At 67.2% G+C, this 22524-nt stretch carries 19 protein-coding genes; 7 read left to right on the top strand and 12 right to left on the bottom strand.

Annotated elements, in window-relative coordinates:
• Nucleotides 1–13 precede the first annotated feature (13 nt).
• The 5 genes from AVT10_RS02465 to AVT10_RS02445 all read right to left on the bottom strand — a co-directional run bounded on the left by AVT10_RS02465 (nucleotide 14) and on the right by AVT10_RS02445 (nucleotide 5628).
• On the bottom strand, nucleotides 14–535 hold the full coding sequence (locus AVT10_RS02465; RefSeq protein ID WP_066688125.1) for a tetratricopeptide repeat protein: 522 nt from the start codon (nucleotides 533–535) through the stop codon (nucleotides 14–16).
• 28 nt (nucleotides 536–563) lie between these two features.
• Nucleotides 564–1745 (bottom strand): RsmB/NOP family class I SAM-dependent RNA methyltransferase, encoded by a 1182-nt coding sequence (locus AVT10_RS02460; protein WP_066687839.1) that lies wholly within the window; start codon nucleotides 1743–1745, stop codon nucleotides 564–566.
• A 147-nt stretch (nucleotides 1746–1892) separates the two neighbouring features.
• Nucleotides 1893–3350, bottom strand: a complete 1458-nt coding sequence (gene guaB / locus AVT10_RS02455) for an IMP dehydrogenase (RefSeq protein WP_066687836.1) — start codon at nucleotides 3348–3350, stop codon at nucleotides 1893–1895.
• A gap of 18 nt (nucleotides 3351–3368) precedes the next feature.
• Nucleotides 3369–4790: a M28 family peptidase gene (locus AVT10_RS02450; RefSeq protein ID WP_066687834.1), complete on the bottom strand. Its 1422-nt coding sequence runs from the start codon at nucleotides 4788–4790 to the stop codon at nucleotides 3369–3371.
• 37 nt (nucleotides 4791–4827) lie between these two features.
• A complete protein-coding gene (locus AVT10_RS02445) occupies nucleotides 4828–5628 on the bottom strand; it encodes an HpcH/HpaI aldolase/citrate lyase family protein (RefSeq protein ID WP_066687832.1) in 801 nt (266 codons plus the stop codon).
• Nucleotides 5629–5679: 51 nt separating this feature from the next.
• Between AVT10_RS02445 and AVT10_RS02440 the strand changes: the two genes are divergently transcribed.
• The 3 genes from AVT10_RS02440 to AVT10_RS02430 are packed head-to-tail and all read left to right on the top strand — an operon-like array spanning nucleotide 5680 to nucleotide 8987.
• Entirely contained in the window at nucleotides 5680–6663 is a 984-nt protein-coding gene (locus tag AVT10_RS02440; RefSeq protein ID WP_066687831.1) for an SPFH domain-containing protein, read from the top strand.
• Nucleotides 6660–7094 (top strand): NfeD family protein, encoded by a 435-nt coding sequence (locus AVT10_RS02435; RefSeq protein ID WP_066687829.1) that lies wholly within the window; start codon nucleotides 6660–6662, stop codon nucleotides 7092–7094. The genes AVT10_RS02440 and AVT10_RS02435 overlap by 4 nt, the downstream gene beginning before the upstream one ends.
• A 57-nt stretch (nucleotides 7095–7151) precedes the next feature.
• The gene (locus AVT10_RS02430) at nucleotides 7152–8987 is read left to right on the top strand and encodes a DUF885 domain-containing protein (protein ID WP_066687823.1); all 1836 of its coding nucleotides are present in this window, start codon (nucleotides 7152–7154) and stop codon (nucleotides 8985–8987) included.
• A 101-nt stretch (nucleotides 8988–9088) separates the two neighbouring features.
• Here AVT10_RS02430 and AVT10_RS02425 read toward each other — a convergent pair whose 3' ends face one another.
• Nucleotides 9089–10195 (bottom strand): mechanosensitive ion channel family protein, encoded by a 1107-nt coding sequence (locus AVT10_RS02425; RefSeq protein ID WP_232307838.1) that lies wholly within the window; start codon nucleotides 10193–10195, stop codon nucleotides 9089–9091.
• Nucleotides 10196–10293: 98 nt separating this feature from the next.
• Here AVT10_RS02425 and gyrA point away from each other — a divergent pair, with 98 nt between their 5' ends.
• Together gyrA and AVT10_RS02415 are read left to right on the top strand one after the other, a co-directional pair.
• The gene (gyrA, locus tag AVT10_RS02420; RefSeq protein ID WP_066687821.1) at nucleotides 10294–13077 is read left to right on the top strand and encodes a DNA gyrase subunit A; all 2784 of its coding nucleotides are present in this window, start codon (nucleotides 10294–10296) and stop codon (nucleotides 13075–13077) included.
• Nucleotides 13074–13421: a DUF952 domain-containing protein gene (locus tag AVT10_RS02415; protein WP_066687819.1), complete on the top strand. Its 348-nt coding sequence runs from the start codon at nucleotides 13074–13076 to the stop codon at nucleotides 13419–13421. The genes gyrA and AVT10_RS02415 overlap by 4 nt, the downstream gene beginning before the upstream one ends.
• 140 nt (nucleotides 13422–13561) lie before the next feature.
• Here the strand turns inward: AVT10_RS02415 and AVT10_RS02410 are convergent, their stop codons facing one another.
• Nucleotides 13562–13993 carry a DUF488 domain-containing protein gene (locus tag AVT10_RS02410; protein WP_157092663.1) on the bottom strand — a complete coding sequence of 144 codons (432 nt, stop codon included), beginning with the start codon at nucleotides 13991–13993 and terminating at the stop codon, nucleotides 13562–13564.
• 95 nt (nucleotides 13994–14088) lie between these two features.
• Here AVT10_RS02410 and trmFO point away from each other — a divergent pair, with 95 nt between their 5' ends.
• Nucleotides 14089–15408 (top strand): methylenetetrahydrofolate--tRNA-(uracil(54)-C(5))-methyltransferase (FADH(2)-oxidizing) TrmFO, encoded by a 1320-nt coding sequence (gene trmFO / locus AVT10_RS02405; protein WP_066687815.1) that lies wholly within the window; start codon nucleotides 14089–14091, stop codon nucleotides 15406–15408.
• Here the strand turns inward: trmFO and AVT10_RS02400 are convergent.
• Genes AVT10_RS02400 through AVT10_RS02385 form a run of 4 tightly spaced genes read right to left on the bottom strand, consistent with a single transcriptional unit; the run spans nucleotide 15405 to nucleotide 19757 of the window.
• Nucleotides 15405–15656 (bottom strand): DUF3325 family protein, encoded by a 252-nt coding sequence (locus AVT10_RS02400; protein WP_066687812.1) that lies wholly within the window; start codon nucleotides 15654–15656, stop codon nucleotides 15405–15407. The two genes, trmFO and AVT10_RS02400, sit on opposite strands and share 4 nt — an antisense overlap.
• A complete protein-coding gene (locus tag AVT10_RS02395; RefSeq protein ID WP_066687810.1) occupies nucleotides 15653–17236 on the bottom strand; it encodes a PepSY-associated TM helix domain-containing protein in 1584 nt (527 codons plus the stop codon). The genes AVT10_RS02400 and AVT10_RS02395 overlap by 4 nt, the downstream gene beginning before the upstream one ends.
• Entirely contained in the window at nucleotides 17233–17547 is a 315-nt protein-coding gene (locus tag AVT10_RS02390; protein WP_066687809.1) for a hypothetical protein, read from the bottom strand. The genes AVT10_RS02395 and AVT10_RS02390 overlap by 4 nt, the downstream gene beginning before the upstream one ends.
• Nucleotides 17544–19757, bottom strand: coding sequence for a TonB-dependent siderophore receptor (locus AVT10_RS02385; protein WP_232307837.1), 2214 nt, complete (start codon nucleotides 19755–19757; stop codon nucleotides 17544–17546). Before AVT10_RS02385 ends, AVT10_RS02390 begins: the two co-directional genes overlap by 4 nt.
• A gap of 125 nt (nucleotides 19758–19882) precedes the next feature.
• Between AVT10_RS02385 and AVT10_RS02380 the strand changes: the two genes are divergently transcribed.
• The gene (locus AVT10_RS02380) at nucleotides 19883–20509 is read left to right on the top strand and encodes a DUF4198 domain-containing protein (RefSeq protein ID WP_232307836.1); all 627 of its coding nucleotides are present in this window, start codon (nucleotides 19883–19885) and stop codon (nucleotides 20507–20509) included.
• A 39-nt stretch (nucleotides 20510–20548) separates the two neighbouring features.
• Here the strand turns inward: AVT10_RS02380 and AVT10_RS02375 are convergent, their stop codons facing one another.
• On the bottom strand, nucleotides 20549–22507 hold the full coding sequence (locus AVT10_RS02375) for a sialate O-acetylesterase (protein WP_066687807.1): 1959 nt from the start codon (nucleotides 22505–22507) through the stop codon (nucleotides 20549–20551).
• Between the last annotated feature and the right edge of the window lie 17 nt (nucleotides 22508–22524).

Below are 22524 nucleotides of genomic sequence, written 5' to 3'. Positions count from 1 at the left end.
CTTGAACCAGCGTCTATTGCGGCGTCGCGGGCTTCGGCGCGCCCGGAACCACCGGCGGGGTCTGCTGCGCGGTCGCGGTGACCGGCGGGCCCTTGGCGATAACCGCCGCCAGTTCGTTCGCTGCCGGACAGGTCGCGCCGCAAACCGTCTTGAGCTTGGCCAACGTATCCTTGGCACGATTGACGGCGCCCTTCTGGACCAGCGCCTCGCCCTCGCCCTTCAGCGCGGCGACGTCGTTCGGTTCGAGGCTCAGCGCCTCGCGGTACAGGCGGATCGATTTGCCGGGCAGCCCCTGCGCGCGAGCGATATCGGCAAGCGTGATATAGGCAGCGCGGTTGCGCGGATCGATTACCAGCGCGCTTTCGATCAGGCCGGTCGCGGCATTGGTGTCGCCGGCAGCCTGCGCGGCGCGCCCCTGTTGCAGCAGCGCCATCGAACGCGGATCGACCTGATTGTCGGGACGCTGACCGCTGAGCGAGGCCGATGCACAAACCAGCACCAGCGCGCCCGCGACCGAAACCGAGGTGAACCGCATCAACATCTCCGACCGAGCGAGTGGCACCTTATGCCCGGCCGAGCCGTGCGACGAAGAAACCGTCGGTAGAGTCGGATGCCGGGGTCAGGCGCATGCCCCGACCGTGGACGCGGCCGCGCGGCAATGCAAGCGGCAGCGCGCGCCAATCGGGATGACGCGACAGGAACGCATCGACCTGGCCCCTGCCTTCGGCGTCCAGCAGCGAACAGACGACATAGGTAATGGTGCCGGTCGGAGAGGTGAGACCCGCCGCCACGTCGAGCAACCGTGCCTGGGTCGCCACGACCCGGTCGAGCCGATCCGGCGTCAGCCGCCAGCGCGCCTCCGGATTGCGGCGCCAGGTGCCGGTGCCCGAACAGGGCGCGTCGACCATCACCCAGTCCGCCTGACCTGCAACATCGGACAGCATCGCCGCTTCCTTGCCCGGATCAAGCAGACGGGGCTCGGCGATGGTCACGCCGGCACGGGCGGCACGCGGCGCGAGCCGCGACAGGCGCGGCCGATCGGTATCGGTGGCGAGGATCCGCCCCCGCCCCGCCATCTGCGCGGCAATGGCGAGCGTCTTGCCGCCGCCGCCGGCGCACAGGTCGATCGCGAAGCCGTCCGGTGTCGCGCCGACGGCGAGCGACACGATCTGGCTGCCGAAATCCTGCACCTCGGCGCGGCCGTCCTGCAACACGCCGTCCTGATCGAGCGGCGCCTCGGCGGGCAAACGGATCGCGTCGGGCAGATCGGCCGCAGGCTCGCCTCCCAGCTCGGCAAGAACGGCGTCCCGGTCGGTGCGGAGGCGGTTGACCCGAATATCGAGCGGTGCGCGCTCGAGCAGCGCGGCGAGGTCGGCATCGCCCAATTCCGAGCTTCGAAAGGCGTCGACCAGCCAGGCGGGCGCCAGACCGGTTTCGGCGCGCGGTTCGTCGGCGGCAATGGGCGCTGGGCCATAGGACGATCCGTCGAACGTCGCTGCCAGCGCCGCGTCCGCGTCGGCCATCGCGACGATCGCGGCGCGGGCCGATACCGGGACCGGTCCGAATCGTCGGACGGCGTCATAGGCCAGCGTGCGGATCGCACGACGGTCCTTCGACCCGGCATAGCGGCGCGCCGCGAAGAAACGCTTCGCCACCTGATCCGCCGCCGCACCGCCGCTCTTCGCTGCATCGATGATCGCATCGACCAGATCGATTGCCGCCTGGGTCCGCGCTGCGGGATTCATGCCGAAACTTCCTGAAAATTGATGCGCGACGCTACCAACATAACCTAGATCAATCCAGCGGGATGCGGATGGCCGTCAACGTACCCGCAAACGCCCGGCACCCGATTTCGGGGCCGGGCGTTGCGTGCGCCTGTGACGGCGTGCCGATCAGCGCGTGGGGTAGTTCGGCGCCTCGCGCGTGATCGTCACGTCATGGACGTGGCTTTCGCGCAGGCCGGCATTGGTGATGCGGACGAAGCGCGCGCGATCCTGCAATTCGGTGATGGTGTGCGATCCGGTATAGCCCATCGCTGCCTTCACGCCGCCGACCAGCTGGTGGATGACGTCCTTGGCCGGGCCCTTGAACGCGACCTGCCCCTCGATCCCTTCGGGCACGAGCTTCAGCTGGTCCTTGATATCCTGCTGGAAATAGCGGTCGGCCGACCCCTTGGCCATGGCACCCACCGAACCCATGCCGCGATAGCTCTTGTAGGCGCGGCCTTGGTACAGGAAGGTTTCGCCGGGCGCTTCCTCGGTGCCGGCCAGCAGCGATCCGATCATCACCGCCGATGCGCCGGCGGCGAGCGCCTTGGCGACATCGCCCGAGGTCCGGATGCCGCCATCGGCGATGACCGGGACGCCGGTGCCGGCTGCCGCCTTGGCCGCGTCCATCACCGCCGTCAGCTGCGGCACGCCGACGCCGGCGACGACGCGGGTGGTGCAGATCGAGCCCGGGCCGATGCCGACCTTGATACCATCAGCCCCGGCATCGATCAGCGCGCGGGTGGCTTCGCCGGTTGCGACGTTGCCGGCGATGACCTGGACGTGCGGGGCGATCGCCTTCACCCGCTTCACCGCTTCCGCGACCTGGCGGTTATGGCCGTGGGCGGTGTCGATGACGATCAGGTCGCATTCGGCCTCGATCAGCGCTTCGGTCCGTTCATAGCCCTTGTCGCCGACCGTGGTGGCGGCGGCGACACACAGGCGCCCCGCGCCGTCCTTGGTCGCGTTGGGATAGGTGACGGCCTTTTCGATATCCTTGACGGTGATCAGGCCGACGCAGTGGTAATTGTCGTCCACCACCAGCAGCTTCTCGATGCGGCGCTGGTGCAGCTGGCGACGCGCCTCCTCCTGCGCAACGCCGATGCGAACGGTGGCAAGATTGTCCTTCGTCATCAGCTCGGCAACGGGCTGGTTCGGGTTCTCGGCGAAACGGACGTCGCGGTTGGTGAGGATGCCGACCAGCTTGCCCGAGGCGTCGACGACCGGAATGCCGCTGATCCGGTGGCGTTCCATCAGCGCGCGGGCGGCCGACAGCGGGGCGTCGGCGGTGATGGTGATCGGGTTGACGACCATGCCGCTTTCGAAACGCTTGACCGCACGGACCGCCGCGCATTGTTCCTCGATGGTCAGGTTGCGGTGGAGCACGCCGATGCCGCCCAACTGTGCCATGACGATCGCCATGTCGGCTTCGGTCACGGTGTCCATCGCCGACGACAGGAACGGGATGTTGAGCGCCAGATTACGGGCGACGCGGGTGCGCGGGTCGGCCTGGCTGGGCAGCACGTCCGATTCCTGCGGAACCAGCAGCACGTCGTCGAAGGTCAGGCCGAGGGTGATATCCATGGGGAGCGTCGTCTCGTATCAGTTGGCGGGGTAGCGGGCGGGATCGGCAAGCGCACGGGCGAGCGCCACGTGCAGGTCGGCATCCTCGGCGGCACCCGACAGGTCGATGTGCGCGAGGTCGTCATTGGGTTTGTGATACGGGCCGTCGAGATAGGCGAACAGCCGCTTCATGTCGCTGACCGAACCGGTGGCCATCACCGCAGGGATGCCGCGCTTACCGAACGCCCAGCCATCCTGGCGCTGCACCATGATGTTCGCTTCGGTATCGGTATCGACCTTGCGGCCGATCGCGCGGGCGGTGGCGTCGACGATGGCGTCGATCTTCGGATGGTTGCCCCGCCCGACCATCGCCACCGGCATGCCGGTCGGCACGATCGCGGCGGTGTCGATATTGAGGTTCGCGACGATCTTCAGCGGGGTTTCGGCGACCGCAGCGGCATAGGCATCGGCACCGATCAGCCCTTTTTCCTCGGCGGTGGTCGCGACGAAGTAGATGCTGCGATTGGACGGCGGCCCCTTGGCGAGGACCTTGGCGACCTCGATCAGGATCGCGGTGCCGCTGGCATTGTCCGCCGCGCCGTTGCAGATGCGGTCGGGTGCGCCTTCGGGACGGCAGATGCCGATATGATCCCAGTGCGCCGATAGCAGCACCGCTTCGTTCGGCGTCGCGGTGCCCGGGATCATGCCGACGATGTTGGCGGTGGTGTAGCGGTTGCGGACGGTGACCGCCGATAGGGCGACGGTGCCGTCCAGCGCAACGGCGTGAAAATCCTTGGCGGCGCCCGCCTTCGTCAGCGTGGCGGCCTGCGGGCCGAGCAGCGCGGCCGACTGCGCTTCCGAAAGATAGGCGACGAGCATCGGTTCGACGCTGCCGTCGCGGACGGTGGCATGGCCGAACGCCTCGCGCAGTTCCGCTTCCTTGAGCGTCGCGGGCGCCACGAAGATCGCGGCGGCGGCACCGGCACGGGCGAGCGCCTCCAGCTTCGCGCTACGCCCCGGCCCCAGCGTCATCACGACGACCTTGTCGCGAACCGGTCCCGCCGCAAGCGCCGCACCGTCCAGCCCACCGGCATAGACCATGCCGACCCCGGCAATGCGCGTGTCGGGCATCTTGCCCGTGGCCACTAGGCCGGGCAGCGGAGTCGTCCGACCGTCGCGCGTGACCGATCCGCTGCTCGATACCGAGCGGACGTTGGTCAGCGACACTTCCTGCCGCCAGCGGCCGTCAGGCGCACCCGGCTTCAGGCCGGCATCGGCAAATGCCTGCAACACATAGGCTTCCGCACGATCGCCACCGGCCGTCCCGGGTTCCCGTCCTTCGTATGTATCGCTGGCAAGGACCGCGACATGGTCGCGCAGCATCTGCGGCGTGATCGACTGGGCAAGGACCGGCGTGCTGCACAGCAGGGCGGCGAGTCCGAGGATCGGGCGGAGCGTCATGCGCCCCACTATCGACCCGAACCGTTACGGGCAAGCGTCAAGGCGCGCGTTGCAGCGTCCGGCGTGCCATTTCGACGTGCATGTCCTCGATCATGCGATCCTGGAACCGCTCCGCCCCGCCCCGCGCGGCAGCGACCAGCGCCGTCGCCTCTTCGATTTCGGCGGCGCTGGGTGAAAAGGCCGTGTTCGCCACCGCGATCTGGTCGGGATGGATCAGCGACTTTCCGTCAAAGCCCATCAGGCGCCCATCGGCACATTCCTGCGCCAGTCCGGCGGCATCCTTCAGTGCGTTGAAGACGCCGTCGATCGCCCAGCCGCCTGCCGCCCGCGCGGCGATGACGACGGTCTGCAATGCATGCGACAACGACCCCCGCCCGGCACCCGGCGGCAGGCGCAGCGATGCGGCGAGGTCGTTGGTGCCGACCATCAGGCCGACCACGCCGGGCGTCGCCGCGATCTGCGGTGCCGCCAGCACCCCGGCGGGCGTCTCGATCATCGCCAGCACCGGATGACCGGCGAGTTGCGCAAGGTCGGCGGGCGATTCCACCTTCGGCACCACCACCAGCGCCACATTGGCCAACCGGATCGCGGCAAGATCCTCTGCGAAATAGGGCGTGCCGGGCGCATTGATCCTGACCCCGGCGCAACGACCATGCAGCAATTCGAGCGAGACCGGCAGCGCCTCGCGCGCGCCTGCCTTGTCCGCGTCGCGTACCGCGTCCTCGAGGTCGAGGACGATCAGGTCGGCGGGCAGGCCCGCCGCCTTGGCGATCATGCTGGGTCGGACCGCGGGCACGAACAAAACGCTCCGCGGTGCTAGGGTTATCGCTGGTTCCATCGGTCGGTCATGCTAGACAGCAAGGGACAAAACACAAGCTGGGGACGACCGATGCTCTTGGGCCTGATCGCCGCTATCGTTCTGATGGTCGTATTGTACCTGTTCGCGAGCGTGAAGATCGTCACGCAAGGGCATCAATATACGATCGAGCATTTCGGCCGCTTCACCGCCGTCGCGAAGCCGGGGTTCAACTTCTACCCCGCCTTTTTCTATCGGGTCGGCCGCAAGGTGAACATGATGGAGCAGGTGATCGATATACCGGGTCAGGAAATCATTACCCGCGACAATGCCATGGTATCGACCGATGGCGTCGTGTTCTTCCAGGTGCTGGACCCGGCCAAGGCAGCCTATGAAGTGTCCGACCTGTACGTCGCGCTCCAGCAGATCACGACGACCAATTTGCGCACCGTGATGGGGTCAATGGACCTCGACGAAACCCTGTCGAAGCGTGACGAGATCAACGCGCGACTGCTGGGCGTGGTCGACCATGCGACGAACCCGTGGGGCGTGAAGATCACCCGAGTCGAGATCAAGGACATCCGCCCGCCGGCCGATATCGTCAATGCGATGGGTCGCCAGATGAAGGCGGAGCGCGAGAAGCGGGCCAATATCCTGGAGGCGGAAGGGGCGCGTGCGTCCGAGATCCTGCGCGCCGAAGGCCAGAAGCAGGCCCGCATCCTCGAAGCCGAAGGGCGGCGCGAATCCGCCTTCCGCGATTCCGAAGCCCGCGAGCGCGCGGCGGAGGCCGAGGCCAAGGCGACGCAGGTGGTCAGCGACGCGATCGAGGCGGGCGGCACGCAGGCGATCAATTATTTCATCGCGCAGAAATATGTCGAGGCGGTCGGCAAGTTCGCCACCAGCCCCAATGCCAAGACCATCCTGTTCCCGGTCGAGGCGACCCAGCTGATCGGTACGCTGGGCGGCATCGGCCAGCTCGCCAAGGAAGCGCTGGGCGATGGCAAGGCCCCTGCCCCCGCGCCTGCCCAGCCGGTGCGCGAGCGGCCCGCCGGACCGTTCGAGCCACCGGTGCGATGATCAACAGCGGCTATGCATGGTTGCTGCTGGCGGTCGCGCTGGGCGTGGCCGAACTGGCGGTGCCGGGCGTCTTCCTGGTTTTCATCGCGATCGCCGCCGGGATCACCGGATTGTTGGCGCTGCTGTTCCCGGCGCTGACGGTGAGTGCGGAGCTGGCGGTGTTCGGGGCGTGGAGCGTCATCACGGTGCTGATCGGGCGGCGCTGGTATGCCGACTATCCGGTCGACAGCGACGATCCGTTGCTGAACGATCGAGGCGCACGGCTGATCGGCCAGTCGGTGACGGTGGTCGAGGCGATTGTCGGCGGCAGCGGGCGGGTGCGCGTCGGCGACAGCGAGTGGATCGCACGCGGCCCCGACCTGCCGGCCGGGGCGCGCGTCCGGATCGTCGGCGTCAGCGGCGCGGTGGTTCAGGTCGTGGCGGCCGATTGACGCCGCGCGTTCGCGCGACAAGTATCGCCGCGAACGATCTTGCCCGAAGGAACTGCCATGGACCTCACCCGCCGCGACTGGATCGCCGGTGCTGCCGCATCGACGCTCGCCGCCGCCCTGCCTGCCCGTGCGCAGCAGACTGTGACCAAGGCCATTGCGAGCCCCGCCGACCGCGCGGCCGAAGCCACGCTGTCGCAGATCGCCGAAAGCTGGCTGCAGGATTCACCCGAAAGCGCGACCGGGCTGGGCATCGATACCGGCCCGCGCGCCGCGCTGAAATCCCGGCTGGGCGACCGGTCGGCGGCGGGGCAGCGGCGCCTGGCGGAGCATCTGCAAGCGCATGTCGCAACGCTCAAGGCCATCGATACCGACGCGCTGTCGCCCACGACCCGTACCGATGTCGATGTCGTGCGAACCGCGTTCGAAACCGCGCTGGACGGCTTTGCCCTCCCTTACGGCGATGTCGCCGTCGGCGGGTGGCGCAACACGCCCTATGTCGTCATCCAGAATGTCGGGGCCTATCTGGACGTGCCGCGCTTCCTCGACAGCGACCACGGCATCGCGAACAAGGCCGATGCCGATGCCTATCTGGCGCGGCTGGACAGCTATGCCGCGCAGTTGGATGGCGAAACCGACCGGATGCGCGCGGCATCGGCACGCGGGGTGGTCGCGCCGGACTTCCTGCTCGACAAGACGCTGACGCAGCTGGGCAAGGCGCGTGGCGGTGACCCAGCGACATGGGACATCGTCACCTCGCTTGCCCGGCGGACGAAGGACATTCCCGGCGACTGGACCGCACGCGCCACCGCCATTGCGCGCGACAAGGTCGGCCCGGCGCTCGACCGGCAGATCGCGGCCGTCCGCGCCGACCGTGCGAAGGCGACAGCCGATGCGGGCATGTGGGCGCGACCCGATGGCGATCGCTGGTATGCCTGGGCGTTGCGCGCGTCGACCACCACGCCGATGACGCCCGATCAGGTGCATGCGCAGGGCCGCGACGAACTGGCGCGGCTGCAGGGGCAGATGGACCCGATCCTGCGCAAGCTGGGCTATACCGCCGGATCGGTCGGCGAGCGGATGACGGCGCTGGGCAAGGATCCGCGCTTCGTCTTTCCAGAAGGCGATCCGGGCCGGGCGCAGATCATGGCCCTCGTCCAGAACCGCCTGAACGATATCCGCGCGCGGATGCCGCGAGCGTTCAATACGTTGGCGCCGGGCAATGTCGAGGTGAAGCGCATTCCGCCGGTCGAGGAAGCGGGCGCGCCCGGCGCCTATGGCGGGGCGGGATCGATCGACGGCAAGACGCCGGGCCGCATGTGGATCAACCTGCGGACCACCGGCATCTGGACGCGCTATTCGCTGCCGACTTTGGTGTATCACGAAGCGATACCGGGCCATGTGTGGCAGGGCGAATATACGTTCCGCCTGCCGCTCATCCGCTCGTTGATGGCGTTCAATGCCTTTTCAGAGGGTTGGGCGCTCTATGCCGAGCAGCTGGGCGATGAACTGGGCGCCTATGACGGCGATCCCGTCGGGCGGCTGGGCTATCTGCAGTCGCTGGCGTTCCGCGCGTGCCGGATGGTGGTGGACACCGGGCTGCATGCCAAGCGCTGGACCCGGCAGCAGGCGATCGACTGGTTCGCCACGACCAACGGATCGAGCGTCGACGAAGTGTCGGGCGAGGTCGACCGCTATTGTTCCTGGCCGGGTCAGGCATGCGGCTACAAGGTCGGTCATTCGGAGATCGTGCGGCTGCGCGCGAAGGCGCAGGCGGCGCTCGGACCGCGCTATGACTTCAAGGCGTTCAACGATCTGGTCGTGCAGGGCGGTGGCGTGCCGATGACGGTGCTGGGCCGCAACGTGGACGCGTTCATCGCTGCCAATAGGGCCTAACGTCATTCCGGCGAAGGCCGGAATCGACGGATGGGGTGAGGTCGCGGTTCCAGCCGAGGCCGTCCGTGTCCATGGATTCCGGCCTCCGCCGGAATGACGGATTAGTGGGGCGGCGCTTCCTGCTCCTCCACCAACAGCCGCCGCTTCGGCAGGGCTTCGGGCATTTCGTCGCGGATATAGGCCAGCATCCCCTCGCGCAGCGAACAGCGCAGGTCGAACGCGCGGGCGGCGTCGGACGCGGTGGCGAGGATGCGGACCTCGATCGCGTCGGGTTTGGTATCGGTCACCTGCAACACATGCCCGCGCCCGTCCCACAGCGGATCGGCCTTGACCAGTTCCTCGAACTTTTCGCGCAGGCGCGGGATGTTGGTCGTCGGGTCCAGCCAGAAGAAGGCCGATCCCAACAGGCCGCTGGTCGTCCGCGTCCAGTTCTGGAAACTCGATTCGAGGAATTTCGACACCGGCACGACGAGGCGCCGTTCGTCCCACAACCGGACGACGACATAGGTCAGGCGGATCTCCTCGATCCGGCCCCATTCATTCTCGATGATGACAACGTCGTCGATGCGGATCGGTTCGGTGAACGCCATCTGCACGCCGGCGATGATGTTCTTGAGCGCCGGCTGGGCCGCGGCACCGACCGCAAGGCCGGCAAGGCCCGCCGATGCCATCAGCGTGACGCCGACCGAGCGGATGCTGGGGATGGAGAGCAGCATCAGGCAGACGGTGATGAAGCCGATGGCGATGATCGCGATCCGGCCGAGGATCGCGCTGCGCGTCCGCCGCCGCCGCGCGCGCAGATTGTCGGCGACGGTGATGTCGGTTGCGACCTCCACCGCCTTTACCGACGCGCGGATCATCGCGATGGCGAACCAGCCCATCAGCAGCGGCACGACCAGTCCCGCCATCTGCGTCCACAAATCGTCCCAGCGGTCGGGCAGGCGCAGCGGCTTGCGGACGCTGGCAAGCGCCATCGCGACGAGAATCCAGCGCATCGGTCGCCACGCATGGTCGACATAAACGTCATCAACCGACCCCGGCGTTCGCTCGGCAAAACGGCGAAGTACCCGGAAGGTGGCGGCGTGCAGCAGCAGCGCCGCGAGGATCAACAGGACGATGGTGCCCAGATCGGCGGCGGCCGGCGGCAGGGCGTTAAAGGCTTGCTGAAGATCGCGCATCGTCAGGGGCAACACGCTGCGCCGCACCATGTTCCGAACCGCCCTGATCCCGGTCGCGAGACTTGGCTTTCCGCCCCCGACCGGCTAATCTGCCATGCAACCGAAACATTCCCCGAAAGCATCGAACTTTGACAGACGCGACGCTGATCGCCGACCCATCCGATATCGCCCCCATCTCGATCGTGGACGAGATGCGGTCGAGCTATCTCGACTATGCCATGAGCGTCATCGTCTCGCGCGCGCTCCCCGACGTGCGCGACGGGTTGAAGCCGGTGCATCGGCGCATTCTCTATTCGGCGCAGGAAAGCGGCTTCGTGCCGGGCAAGGCGTATCGCAAGTCGGCGCGCATCGTCGGCGACGTGATGGGTAAATATCACCCGCATGGCGATACCGCGATCTACGACGCGTTGGCGCGCATGGCGCAGCCCTGGTCGATGCGGCTGCCGCTGATCGACGGTCAAGGGAACTTCGGGTCGATGGACCCCGATCCGCCCGCCGCGATGCGATACACCGAGGCGCGCCTCGCCAAGTCGGCGATGGCGCTGCTCGACGATCTCGACAAGGATACGGTCGATTTCGTGCCGAACTATGACGGGTCGGAACGGGAGCCGGCGGTCCTGCCGGCGCGCTTCCCGAACCTGCTGGTCAACGGTGCAGGCGGTATCGCGGTCGGCATGGCGACCAACGTGCCGCCGCACAATCTGGGCGAAGTGGTCGATGCCTGTCTCGCGACGATCGACCGCCGGGTCGAGGGTGGCGAGCCGCTGACCCATGAGGAACTGTGCGAGATCGTGCCCGGACCGGACTTCCCGACCGGCGCGCTGATGCTCGGTCGCGCCGGCGCGCGCGCTGCCTATGCCGGCGGTCGCGGGTCGATCATCCTGCGGTCGCGCCACATCGTCGAGGCGCGCGGCGAGCGGCGCTCGATCGTGCTCACCGAAATTCCCTTCCAGGTCGGCAAGTCGGGGCTGGTCGAAAAGATCGCCGAGGCCGCCAAGGACAAGCGCATCGAAGGCGTCAGCGACATTCGCGACGAATCGAACCGCGAAGGCGTGCGGATCGTCATCGACTTGAAGCGCGATGCGACGCCCGACGTGGTGCTGAACCAGCTGTGGCGGCACACGCCGGCGCAGTCGAGCTTCGCGGCGAACATGCTGGCGATCCGCGGCGGTCGTCCCGAACTGCTCAACCTCAGCCAAATCATCGACGCGTTCGTCGGCTTCCGCGAAGAGGTCATTACGCGCCGGTCGAAGTATGAACTGGCGAAGGCGCGCGAGCGGGCGCACCTGTTGCTGGGTCTGGTGATCGCGGTCACCAACCTCGACGAGGTGGTGCGGATCATCCGCGGGTCGGAAAGCCCCGCCGCCGCCCGCGCCGCGCTGCTGGCGCGCGAATGGCCGGTGGCGGAGATCGCGCCCTATCTGAAGCTGGTCGAGGCGGTCGAATCCGACACGACCGGCGACGTCTACCGCCTGTCGGACCTCCAGGTCCGCGCGATCCTCGACCTGCGGCTCCACCGCCTGACCGCGCTCGGCCGCGACGAGATCGGCGAGGAGCTGAAGGAACTGGCCGGGTCCATCGGGAACCTGCTCGAGATTCTCGGGAACCGTGCCAAGCTCTATGCCGTCATGCGGCAGGAACTGGTCGACGTCCGCGCCGAATTCGCGACGCCGCGCCGGACCGAGATCGCCGGTGCCGCCGACGGCATCGATGACGAGGACCTGATCGAGCGCGAGGACATGGTCGTCACGGTCACGGTGCAGGGCTATATCAAGCGCACCCCGCTCGATGCCTTCCGTGCGCAGAAGCGCGGCGGCAAGGGACGCGCGGGCATGGCGACGAAGGATGAGGATGCGATCACGAACCTTTTCGTGACCAGCACCCACACCCCGGTGCTGTTCTTCTCGACCGCGGGCAAGGTGTACCGCATGAAGGTGTGGCGCCTGCCCGAGGGCGGTCCGGCGACGCGCGGACGGCCGATGGTCAACCTGCTGCCGCTGGCGGCGGGCGAGACGATCTCGACCGTGCTGCCGCTGCCCGAGGACGAGGAGCGGTGGAGCGACCTGCACGTCATGTTCGCGACCGCGAACGGCACGGTGCGGCGCAACTCGATGGACGCGTTCGCGAACATTCCGACCGCCGGCAAGATCGCGATGCGCTTCGACGACGACAGCGACGATCGCCTGATCGGCGTGGCGCTGCTGACGGAAACCGACGACGTGCTCCTGGCGACCAAGGCGGGCAAGGCGATCCGCTTCGCCGCGACCGATGTGCGCGAGTTCCAGAGCCGGACGTCGACCGGCGTGCGCGGTATCTCGCTGGGCAAGGACGACGACGTCATCTCGCTGTCGATCCTGGGCGGGTTCGAGGCGAGCGCCGAGGAGCGCGAGCAGTACCTCAAGGCCGCGCCTTGGAAGGAAGGCGACCGCGAAATCACGCTGCCTGCCGAACGCATGGCCGAGTTCGAGGCGGCGGAGGAATTCATCCTGACCGTCACCGCCAACGGCTTCGGCAAGCGCACCTCGGCCTATGAATATCGCCGTACCGGGCGCGGCGGTCAGGGGATCACCAACATCGTCACGTCCGATCGCAACGGGCCGGTCGTTGCCAGCTTCCCGGCGCATAATGGCGAACAGCTGATGCTGGTGACCGATCAGGCCAAGCTGATCCGCACCACCGTGGGCGACATCCGTGTCGCGGGTCGCAATACGCAGGGGATTACCATCTTCCGCGTGGGCTTTGGCGAGCAGGTCGTGTCGGCGGCGAAGATCGACGAGGACGAGACGCCGGAGAACGAGGCCGAAGCGATCGTTGCCGAGGAACGCGCGGCGATGCCGGCGGCCGAGGGCGATATCGTGCTCGACGACGGCACCGGTCCCGACACGATCAGCGAAGGGGATGTCGAGGAATGACGCCAGCCACCGCGTTCAAGGTGCTGACCGCCGAGCAGATGGCGGCGCTGGAGGCCGATGGCAGCTTTGCCGGCGCGCCGGTCGATCTGGCAGACGGCTATGTCCATCTATCGACCTTCGAGCAGTTAACTGAAACGGTCGACAAGCATTTCGCCGGGCAGGACGACCTGCATGTGGCGGAAGTCGATCTGGCGGCGTTGGGTGATGCGGTGAAGTGGGAGGAGTCGCGTGGCGGTCAGTTGTTCCCGCACCTCTATGCTCCACTGCCGCTCAACGCGGTGGTGGCGTATGGGCCGCTGCACCGGGATGAGGACGGCAAGGTGAAGCGGCCAATCACGGGCTGAAGGTCTTTCCCCGCCTGCGGGGAGGGGGACCGTCGCCGAGGCGATGGTGCAGGGGAATGCCCGCGAACGCTACCGTTCCGTATGGGGATACCCGCCTCCACCATGCTGCGAATGGTCCCCCTCCCCGTGCCGGGGAGGGTCTAGGCGTACAGCTCGATCACCTCCGCCCCCTGCCCGACCGCTTCGAGCAGCAACGTCCGGTGGCAATGCGCCGGCTCCCGCTCGAAGCATAGCAGCGCCGACGGCATCTCCGCCGCCAGGTCCAGCATGATCGCGGCCTGTGCCTGAGCCTCGGGCAGTTCGAGCTGCTCGTCATAGACCGCGCGCAACGTAGCGACGTCGCCCTTCTTCGCCGCGTCGCGCCCACGTTTCGGCGTGCCGAGCGCCTTCAGATGGACATAATCGATGTCGTGCGTCGCGAGTTCGGCGGCGAGCGACGACTTCGAAAAGCCGGGTCGGCGCGACAGTGGTAGCGCACGCACATCGATGACCCGGCGAACCCCGGCAGTCTGCAACGCCGCGACGAATTCCGCCATGGTCACCGCTTCATAGCCGATCGTGTAGATTTTCATGCGTTCATCCCGTCGTGCCGGCACCCTGTCCATAAAACGATGGTCCGCGGCGTACGTTCATTGCCCGTTATCGTTGATCGGCCTAGACGCCTGCCATGCAATATGACGTTCACATCATCGGCGGTGGCCTCGCCGGTTCCGAAGCCGCATGGCAGTTGGCGGAGGCCGGCGCCAAGGTCCGCCTGTCGGAAATGCGTGGCGGCGGCGACAACACGCCTGCGCATCAGGGCAACGACCTGGCCGAACTGGTCTGTTCCAACAGCTTCCGCTCCGACGATGCCGAATCGAATGCGGTCGGGCTGCTGCATGCCGAGATGCGCGCGCTGGGATCGCTCATCATGGCGAAGGGCGACGAGCACAAGGTCCCGGCGGGGTCGGCGCTGGCCGTGGATCGCGACGGCTTCTCGGCGGGAGTGACTGCCGCGCTGGAAGCGCATCCCAACATCACCATCGTCCGCGAACGGGTCGATACCCTACCCGATGCCGGCATGACGATCGTCGCCACCGGCCCACTGACTGCCCCCGCGTTGGCCGGTGATATCGGCGGCGCGACCGGAGCCGAGGCGCTCGCCTTCTTCGACGCCATCGCCCCGATCGTCCATTTCGATTCGATCGACATGGAACAGGCATGGTTCCAGAGCCGCTGGAACAAGGGCGACGGCAAGGACTACATCAACTGCGCGATGAACCGCGAACAGTATGAAGCCTTCCACGCCGGCCTGCTAGCGGGCGAGAAGGCCGAGTTCCGCGAATGGGAGAATGTGCCCTATTTCGAAGGCTGCATGCCGATCGAAGTCATGGCGGAACGCGGCCTCGACACGCTGCGCTTCGGCCCGATGAAGCCGGTCGGGTTGGATGATCCGCGTACCGGGCGTTGGCCGCATGCTGTTGTTCAACTTCGGCAGGACAATGCCACCGGTACGTTGTGGAACATCGTCGGGTTTCAGACCAAGCTGAAGCATGGCGAGCAGGTGCGGTTGTTCCGGACGATCCCGGGCCTGGAGAATGCCGAGTTCGCGCGACTGGGCGGGCTGCACCGCAATACCTTTATCCGCTCGCCCGAGCTGCTCGACCCGACGCTCCGGCTGAAGACCCGCCCGCATTTGCGTTTTGCGGGGCAGATGACGGGATGCGAAGGCTATGTCGAAAGCGCGGCGGTCGGGCTGATGGCGGGCCGTTTCGCCGCGGCCGAACTGGCCGGCAAGGAACTGGCCCCGCCGCCGGTCGAGACGGCGATGGGCGCGTTGCTGCACCACATCACCGGGGCGGCGGTCGCGGAAACCTATCAGCCGATGAACGTCAATTTCGGGCTGATGCCGCCGATCCCCGGCCGGACCAAGAAAGCCGATCGCAAGAAGATGTATACCGCCCGCGCCCGCGATGCGTTCGGGGAATGGGCGGCGGCGGCGCTCTAACGCTGGGTCAGGTTGAGGGCGAGGAAACTCGCCCCCGCCCCCAGCATCAGCAGCCCGATCCCGCCGATCGCGCCATAGACCGGCCCCCAGGCGGCGAAGGCCGTGACGAAGGTCAGCGCCACCAGCACCCATCCGCCGCGCCGCCGCCAGACGATGCCGATGCCGTCCCAGCGATGCTGGTGCCGGTCACTGGCGAGCGCGAGCAGAGCGAACGCGCCGAGCGCGATGACGAGTGCGAGAGCGATCATTCGGCTGGCGCCAGATTGGAGGGAAGGATAGCGGCATTGCGGGCGGTCCGCCGGGCCTTCGGACGATAGCGATGCACCCGCCACGCGGCGAAGCCGAACCCGGCACCAAGGGCGAGGAAGGTCAGGTCGGCGCCGGCCAATGCCCAGTCGCCCGATCCGATCGTCGCGAACAGCCCGGTGCGCAAGGCGACGATGTTGTATAGCGGCAACGCGATCAGCAGCGCCGCCTGCAACGCCAGCAACTCGACCCATGCGCGTGCGGGCCGGCGTGCCAGCGAGTAGAGGAAGATTGCCGCCCATCCGGCAAACATCGCGTTGATCTCCGCATCGGCACGTGCGGCGAGGCTGGTCGGCAACAGGCGATTGGCCCAGAGATAGATCGTCATCGCCAGCGGAAATCCAGCGACGAAGCCGATATTCAGCCGCTCGACCACGCGGAAGCCGAAAGGCGGTCGGGCCGGGTTCGGCAGGCGCTCCCGCCGCTTGACCGTCCACAACACCAACCCGCTGGCGACCATCAGCGAGCCGGCGATGCCGCACAGGAAATACAGCCAGCGCATCGGGTAATCGCCGAACCGGCCGGCGTGCAGCCCGACCATCACGCCCTGCGTCTCCACCGCGCCGCCCGGTGGCGGGGCCTGCCACAACATGCGGCCGGTCACACCGTCATAGGCGATGCTGGGGCTGCGCGCCGACAGCATCGACGTGCCCGAACGGGTCAGCGAAATGCGCGCAGCGGCGTCGCCGGGGTTGAGGACGGTGACATAGCCCGCCGTTCCGCCCATGCGACGTTCGGCATCGCGGATCACGCTGACCAGATCGGTCAGCGGCGCGGGGCGCCCCGTCCGCTCGACCGCCGGTGCTTCGGGGAAGACCGCAGCGTACAGCTTTGATTCGTCGCTGTAATTGGCGACGATCGCCCAGGGCATCAGCATCGCGATCAGCGTGACGAGGCCGGTATAGGTGATCATCAGGTGGAACGGCAGCGCGAGGACGGCGGTTGCATTATGCCCGTCCAGCCAGGATCGCTGCCCCTTGCCGCGTCGCAGAGTGAAGAAGTCGCGGAATATCTTCTTGTGGGTCACGATGCCGGTGAAGATCGCGACCAGCATGAACATCGCGGCGATGCCGACGATCCAGCGGGCCCAGAAGACCGGCATATAATGCAGGTCGAAATGGAAGCGGTAGAAGAAGTCGCCGCCGCGCGTCTCGCGCGCCGTCCCCTCCTGCCCGTCGCTGCCGATAAAGGCGCGGGTGTCACGCCGCCCGCGTCGACGACCTTCCTCGCCGGGCTTGGCCTGCGGCACCCAGAACAGATCGGCGCCGGCGCTTTGCGTCGTCGGCACGGTGATGAACCAGCTCTGTGCGTCGGGCGCCTTGCGTGACAGGAACGCGACGGCCCCCTCCACGACCCGATCGCGATCATCGATCCGGCTGAGTTCCGGCCGCGCCCAGCGGTTCAGCGCTTCGCGCCAATAGGCCGACGTGCCGGCGACGAACACCGCAAACAGCAGCCAGCCGAGCAGCAGCCCCGACCAGGTATGCAGCGTCGATTGCGACTGACGAAATCCCTTGCTCATATCCGTCCCCAGACCGCGATCGATCCCCAGCAGATTCCGCCGGCCACTGCCCCCGCGACGACCAAGGTCCACAGCGCGCGCCAGCCGCTGCGCGCGGCATAGGCCCACATCGCCGCCAGCGCGCACAGGACCAGCGCGATCAACGCAGCGGCGATCGTCGCCTGTACCGGATCACCGGGCAGGATGCGGGCGAGCGCCATCGACCATAGGCTCGCCACCGCATAGCCGACCGGCAGCGCAGCGATCAGCCGCAACGCATTGTCGCCGACCCGCCGCCACAGGACATGGCGCACCTGCCCGGCGGCACTCATGGCAAGGTTGCCCGGATGCTGGCAAATACGGTCCGCGGTGCGCCGTAATAATTGCCTCGTCCGGTCGACGAGATGCGGGCGTAATAGCTGCGGTCGAACAGGTTGTTGACGTTGATGGCGAGCGAGAGATTATCGTTGATACGATAGCCGGCCCGGACATCGGCAACGGCATAGGCCCCCTGCCGGACGATGCTGGAGCGCGTGCGCAGCGTGCCGTTGGCATTGTAGAATGCCGGATTTCCGGCCCAGGTCGAATCGAACCACGTCACCCCCGCGCCGATGCTGGCGCCGGCAAGCGGTCCGTCGACCGGTTCGTAGTTGGTGAAGAGCTTCACCATATTCTCCGGAATCACCGGCAGCAGGCTAAGGCCCTCCAGCACGGGGTTGGCGTCCTCCAGATATTCGGTCCTGGTATAGCTGTAACCGCCATTGATCCGCCAGCCGGGCAGGATTTCGCCACTCGCCTCCGCCTCCACGCCGCGCGCGCGGACCTTGCCGATCTGATAGACGATCGTGTCGAGGTTGGGATCGTTGAAGACGCGGTTCTTCTGCGTGATCTGGTACACCGCCGCCGACAGCAGCAGGCGCTTGTCCATCAGCGAGAGCTTGCTGCCCGCCTCATACTGTTCGCCGATCAGCGGTTCGAGCGCGCGACCGTCCGGACGGATACGCCCGCCGACCGGCGCCTGCGGCGTGAAGCTGTCGGCATAGCTGGCATAGAGGTTGAGGTCGCGGGTGACGTCCCACACCACCCCGGCATAGGGGGTGAAGCGTTCGTCGAAGCTGTAGGTAGAGGGCAGCCCCCGGACCAGTTGCCCCGAGATCAGCGTGATCGTGGTGTCCCACCACGTCATGCGGCCGCCGCCGACCAGCGTCAGCCCGGCCAGCGGGCTTAGTCGCAGCTGTCCGTACAGGCCATATTGCTCGACATCAGTCACGCTGCCGTTGACCGCCTTGCCGGTCGCCAGCGTATAGGGATCGAGATCGGGCTCGGTCGGCGATACCGGATCGTACACGTTGATCGTCGCATAGTTCGAACGACGCGCACTGGCCGACGTCGACGTGCTCGCCTGATAGTCCGCGCCGAGGATCAGCGTCTGTTCGCGCCCGAAGGCAGGAAAGCTCCCTACCCCGTTGAAATCGAACGAGCGCGTCTGCATCGTGCTGTCGCCGCGATAGGCGATATGGCTGGTGACGCCGTTGGTTGGCGTGACCGGCTGGTTGCCGATATAGCTGTACACGTCGATGCGATCGACGTCGCTCAACAGCCCCGTCGCACGCAGTGTCCAGCGGTCGCTGACGCGGTGGGCCAGTTCGACGAAGCCCGACCAGCTTTCCGAGCGGAAGCGGTTCCAGTCCGCGCCGAGATAGGTCGACCGCGCCACGTCGAGCAGCCGCCCTTCGCTGCCATCCGCGCCGCCGATGATGCCGGGCAGGCCCGACTGGATCGCGGGCTTGAACAGGTCGTAATTGCCGCCGACGGTCAGCGTCGTGTTGTCGCCGATCCGGGTGTCGGCGACACCGAACGCCGCGAAGCGGTAACGGTGCGCCACGTCGAAGAACTGATCCTGATCCTGGACCATCGCGCCCAGACGAATGCCCGACACCGGATCGAGCGGCGTCGAGACATCGACCTCCCCCCGGAAATTCCGGAAGCTGCCATAGCCCGCCAGCGCACTAACGCGACGTTCGTCGAGCGGACGCTTGCGCACCAGGTTGATGCTGCCGGCCGGATTGCCGGCGCCGCTGAACAGCCCCGCCGGGCCGCGCAGCACCTCTACCCGGTCGTAGAGGAAAAGGTCGGGCACCACCGCCGGAAAGCCGAAGGCAAAGGTCGGTACGCCGTCGACCAGATAGTTGTTGATGGTGAAACCGCGAGACAGATAGGACGGGTCCTCGCTGCTGATCCCGGTGATGGTGACGCCGTTGGTGGCGGTCAGCGCGTCTTCCAGCGTGAACAGGTTGCGTTGCTGGATCAGTTCCTGATCGATCACGGTGATGGTGTTCGGCACATCCTTCAGCGGGGTGACCGTCTTGCCAACGGCCTGCCCATAGCTTTTGCCAACGACGATGATCTCCTCACCGCGCTGATCCTCCGCATCGTCCTCTGCCGCCCGTTCGCTCGACACCGGTTCCGCCCATGCCGGCAGCGCGGGAAGACACAGCGCGGCAAGCCCCATCAGCGCGCGCGATCGTACCGAATGCTTCACCCCAACCCCTTTTGCGACTCGCTTTCAATATCGCCATTCTCTATCGGCCCATTTTGGACAATGCAACGCTATTGCGACCTAATCGCATTATTACTATGCAGATCGGGCAGAACAGGAGAGAATTGATGCGACGTTTGGCCCTGATGATCGCGCTGGTAGCGCCGGCAACGGCGAACGCGCATGAGGTGTGGGTGGAGCGCGACGGCAACGGCCCGGCGCGCATCTATCTGGGTGAACCGGCCGAAGCGATGCCCGCCGGCGGCGATCCGGAGTTCAAGAACCTGACTGCGCCCAAGATCGTGGGTCAGGCCAATGTGCCGCTGGTACGTCGCGCAGGGTATATCGAAGCGGCGGTCGCGCCTGGCGACGTGCGCGTCACCGACGATTCGGTTTTCCAGCCTTGGGGCGAGGCCGGAGCGAAGGAAGGCGTAGTCTATTACGCCCGCGCCGGTCGCAGCGAGACGGGCACGCGCATGACCTATGAGATCGCGCCGTTGTCCGCCGGTGCGAACCGCTTCGCCCTGCTCCACAACGGCAAGCCGGTGGCCAGCGCCAAGATGACGCTGATTGCGCCCGACCGGAAGAGCGTGGAGCTGACCGCCGGTGCCGATGGCGCGGTGGACGTCCCCGTTGCCGGCAAGGGCCGCTATCTGCTGAACAGCGCACAGGTCGAAACCGGCCGCCTGCGGGTCGCGGGCGGCCCGGTCGACAAGCTGCATCACATTGCCACGACCACATTCGTCGTACCGTGATGCGGATGGCGGCGGGGCGCCTGCCCCGCCGCCTACCCGTCAGCGGACCGGCAGCGTGAACGGCGCGGCTGGCAGGTCGGCGCCATCGAACAGGTTGACGAACGGCGCGTCGGACCAGGCATAGCGGATCGTCGTCACCTCCGGCCGGTTGGCACCGGGCAGCACGATCGCGTCGCCCTGTACCATCCCGTCGACGAAGCTGCACATGGTCCCGGCGCACCGTTCGAACCCGATCGCCGAAGCGCCGCCATAGCGTTGCAGCCCGCCGGTCACATTGCGGAAGCGGACGACGATATCGCCGGCTTGCCGCACCGCCTCCACCGCCTCCGGTCCGCTGCGAAAGCCCGGCTGACGATAGGCGACGACACGGGCGAGTCGGGCGAGGCGTTCGCCCACGACCTTCTTCTGCGCCGGGTGGATGTCGAACCGGTCGCCGACGTCCAGCGTCACGCCCAGGCCGGCATGGGCGTCGGCCGCGACCGCCTCCGCCTGTGCCTGGCGCAGCGCCGCCCAGTCCGAATCGACCGGTACGGTCTGCGGCTTGCCAAAGGCGGTCAGCTGCACGACGAAGAAGGGCAGGTCCGGCTGGGCGAAGGTTCGCCGCCAATCCGCCATCAGCGTCGTCAGCAGCCCGCGATAGGCCCTCGCCTCGCCGGCGTTCGATTCCCCCTGATACCATGCGGCGAGCTTCAGCCCGTAGCCGGCGAGCGGAGCGATCATCCCGTTGTAGAGCGTCGTCAGGCTGTTCGGGACTTCCCAAGGCGCGGGCGGCACCTGCACATTCCCGATCCGGCTGCCGATCCGGTAGCGCCACGGACCGTTGAGCGGCACCGTGCCGCCATCGCCAAGGCCGATGGCGCGGTTGCCGGCGTTGGTGATCGCCATCCGCCCGTTCGCGCCGACCACGCGGACCGCGACGACGTTGCGCCCGGCCTTCAGCGTGCCGGACGGAAATTCGTAATTGCGCCAGACCCAGTCGACGCTGCCGCCGCCGACATAGCGGCCGTTGATATAGGTTTCGTCGAACTTGCCGATCGGTCCCAGCTGGATCCGCCGGGCCGCCGCGGCCTGTTCGGGCGTCAGGTCGATGGTCGTGCGCAACCACACGACGCCTTCAAGGCCGGCGCGGTCGGCCGCGGGCAGTTGCCCGTCATCCGCGGGAAGCGTCGCCCAGCCGCTATCGTCGAACGTTGCAGCGCGGAACGCCCGCTCCTTCTTTGCCGCCGGATCGAACCCATCCCAGATCGCCTCCCGCCGGGCGCCCTCCCGCGCGACCGCCGCCGCCGGATCGGAGCCGAAGGTCGCCACGCTCGCCAGCCGGTCGGCAAAGCCCGGCAGCTTGCCGAGCGACGGCGCGCTGATCCAGCTTTCGATCCGCGTGCCGCCCCATTCGGAGGCGATGAAGCCCATCGGCACCTGTTCGGTCGTACGCAGCGATCGGGCCATGAAATAGCAGACTGCCGACGCATCGCTGACGGTTTCCGGCGACACCGCCTTCCACTGCGCCCGCGCAGGCAGTTCGGCGGCGGGTGCCGGCACGCTGACGTCCGGAATGGTGGTGAAGCGCAACTGGGCGTCGTTCGCCGACGGAATGACCTCCAGCCCAGTCGCATGACTAACCTGGAATTCCATGTTCGACTGGCCACCGCACAGGAAGACGTCGCCGACCAGCACGTCGGACAGCTGCTGCGCCGGTGCACCCGCCGTCCCGCCGACGCTCAGCGTATAAGGACCGCCCGCGTGCATCGCCGGCAAGGTCGCACGCCACTTGCCGTCCTTGGCGGCGACGGCAGTGACGCTGCGATCGGCCAGTCGGACGGTCACTTTTTCGCCCGGCGTGGCATCGCCCCAGACCGTGATCGGCCGATCACGCTGCAGGACGGCATGATCGCCGAAGATATTCGCCAAGCTGGGCGCGGTTGCCTGCGCCCATGCCGGCGCGCTTCCCGCCAGCAACGCGGCCGTCAGACCCGCCGCCCATCCCATGACCGAACGCATAGCCTCTCCCCGATTCG

Origin of the sequence: Sphingomonas hankookensis, assembly GCF_001619955.1 — a bacterium.
In the GTDB taxonomy this organism is placed as follows: Bacteria; Pseudomonadota; Alphaproteobacteria; order Sphingomonadales; family Sphingomonadaceae; genus Sphingomonas; species Sphingomonas hankookensis_A.
The sequence above is the reverse complement of the archived record's forward strand: the minus strand, read 5'-3'. Positions and strand labels throughout refer to the sequence as shown.

Bases quoted from the DNA above. Each gene is read 5' to 3' on its own strand.
- AVT10_RS02465 (WP_066688125.1), bottom strand. From the start codon at position 535: ATGCGGTTCACCTCGGTTTCGGTCGCGGGCGCGCTGGTGCTGGTTTGT.
- AVT10_RS02460 (WP_066687839.1), bottom strand. From the start codon at position 1,745: ATGAATCCCGCAGCGCGGACCCAGGCGGCAATCGATCTGGTCGATGCG.
- guaB (WP_066687836.1), bottom strand. From the start codon at position 3,350: ATGGATATCACCCTCGGCCTGACCTTCGACGACGTGCTGCTGGTTCCG.
- AVT10_RS02450 (WP_066687834.1), bottom strand. From the start codon at position 4,790: ATGACGCTCCGCCCGATCCTCGGACTCGCCGCCCTGCTGTGCAGCACG.
- AVT10_RS02445 (WP_066687832.1), bottom strand. From the start codon at position 5,628: ATGGAACCAGCGATAACCCTAGCACCGCGGAGCGTTTTGTTCGTGCCC.
- AVT10_RS02440 (WP_066687831.1), top strand. From the start codon at position 5,680: ATGCTCTTGGGCCTGATCGCCGCTATCGTTCTGATGGTCGTATTGTAC.
- AVT10_RS02435 (WP_066687829.1), top strand. From the start codon at position 6,660: ATGATCAACAGCGGCTATGCATGGTTGCTGCTGGCGGTCGCGCTGGGC.
- AVT10_RS02430 (WP_066687823.1), top strand. From the start codon at position 7,152: ATGGACCTCACCCGCCGCGACTGGATCGCCGGTGCTGCCGCATCGACG.
- AVT10_RS02425 (WP_232307838.1), bottom strand. From the start codon at position 10,195: ATGGTGCGGCGCAGCGTGTTGCCCCTGACGATGCGCGATCTTCAGCAA.
- AVT10_RS02415 (WP_066687819.1), top strand. From the start codon at position 13,074: ATGACGCCAGCCACCGCGTTCAAGGTGCTGACCGCCGAGCAGATGGCG.
- AVT10_RS02410 (WP_157092663.1), bottom strand. From the start codon at position 13,993: ATGAAAATCTACACGATCGGCTATGAAGCGGTGACCATGGCGGAATTC.
- trmFO (WP_066687815.1), top strand. From the start codon at position 14,089: ATGCAATATGACGTTCACATCATCGGCGGTGGCCTCGCCGGTTCCGAA.
- AVT10_RS02400 (WP_066687812.1), bottom strand. From the start codon at position 15,656: ATGATCGCTCTCGCACTCGTCATCGCGCTCGGCGCGTTCGCTCTGCTC.
- AVT10_RS02395 (WP_066687810.1), bottom strand. From the start codon at position 17,236: ATGAGCAAGGGATTTCGTCAGTCGCAATCGACGCTGCATACCTGGTCG.
- AVT10_RS02390 (WP_066687809.1), bottom strand. From the start codon at position 17,547: ATGAGTGCCGCCGGGCAGGTGCGCCATGTCCTGTGGCGGCGGGTCGGC.
- AVT10_RS02380 (WP_232307836.1), top strand. From the start codon at position 19,883: ATGCGACGTTTGGCCCTGATGATCGCGCTGGTAGCGCCGGCAACGGCG.
- AVT10_RS02375 (WP_066687807.1), bottom strand. From the start codon at position 22,507: ATGCGTTCGGTCATGGGATGGGCGGCGGGTCTGACGGCCGCGTTGCTG.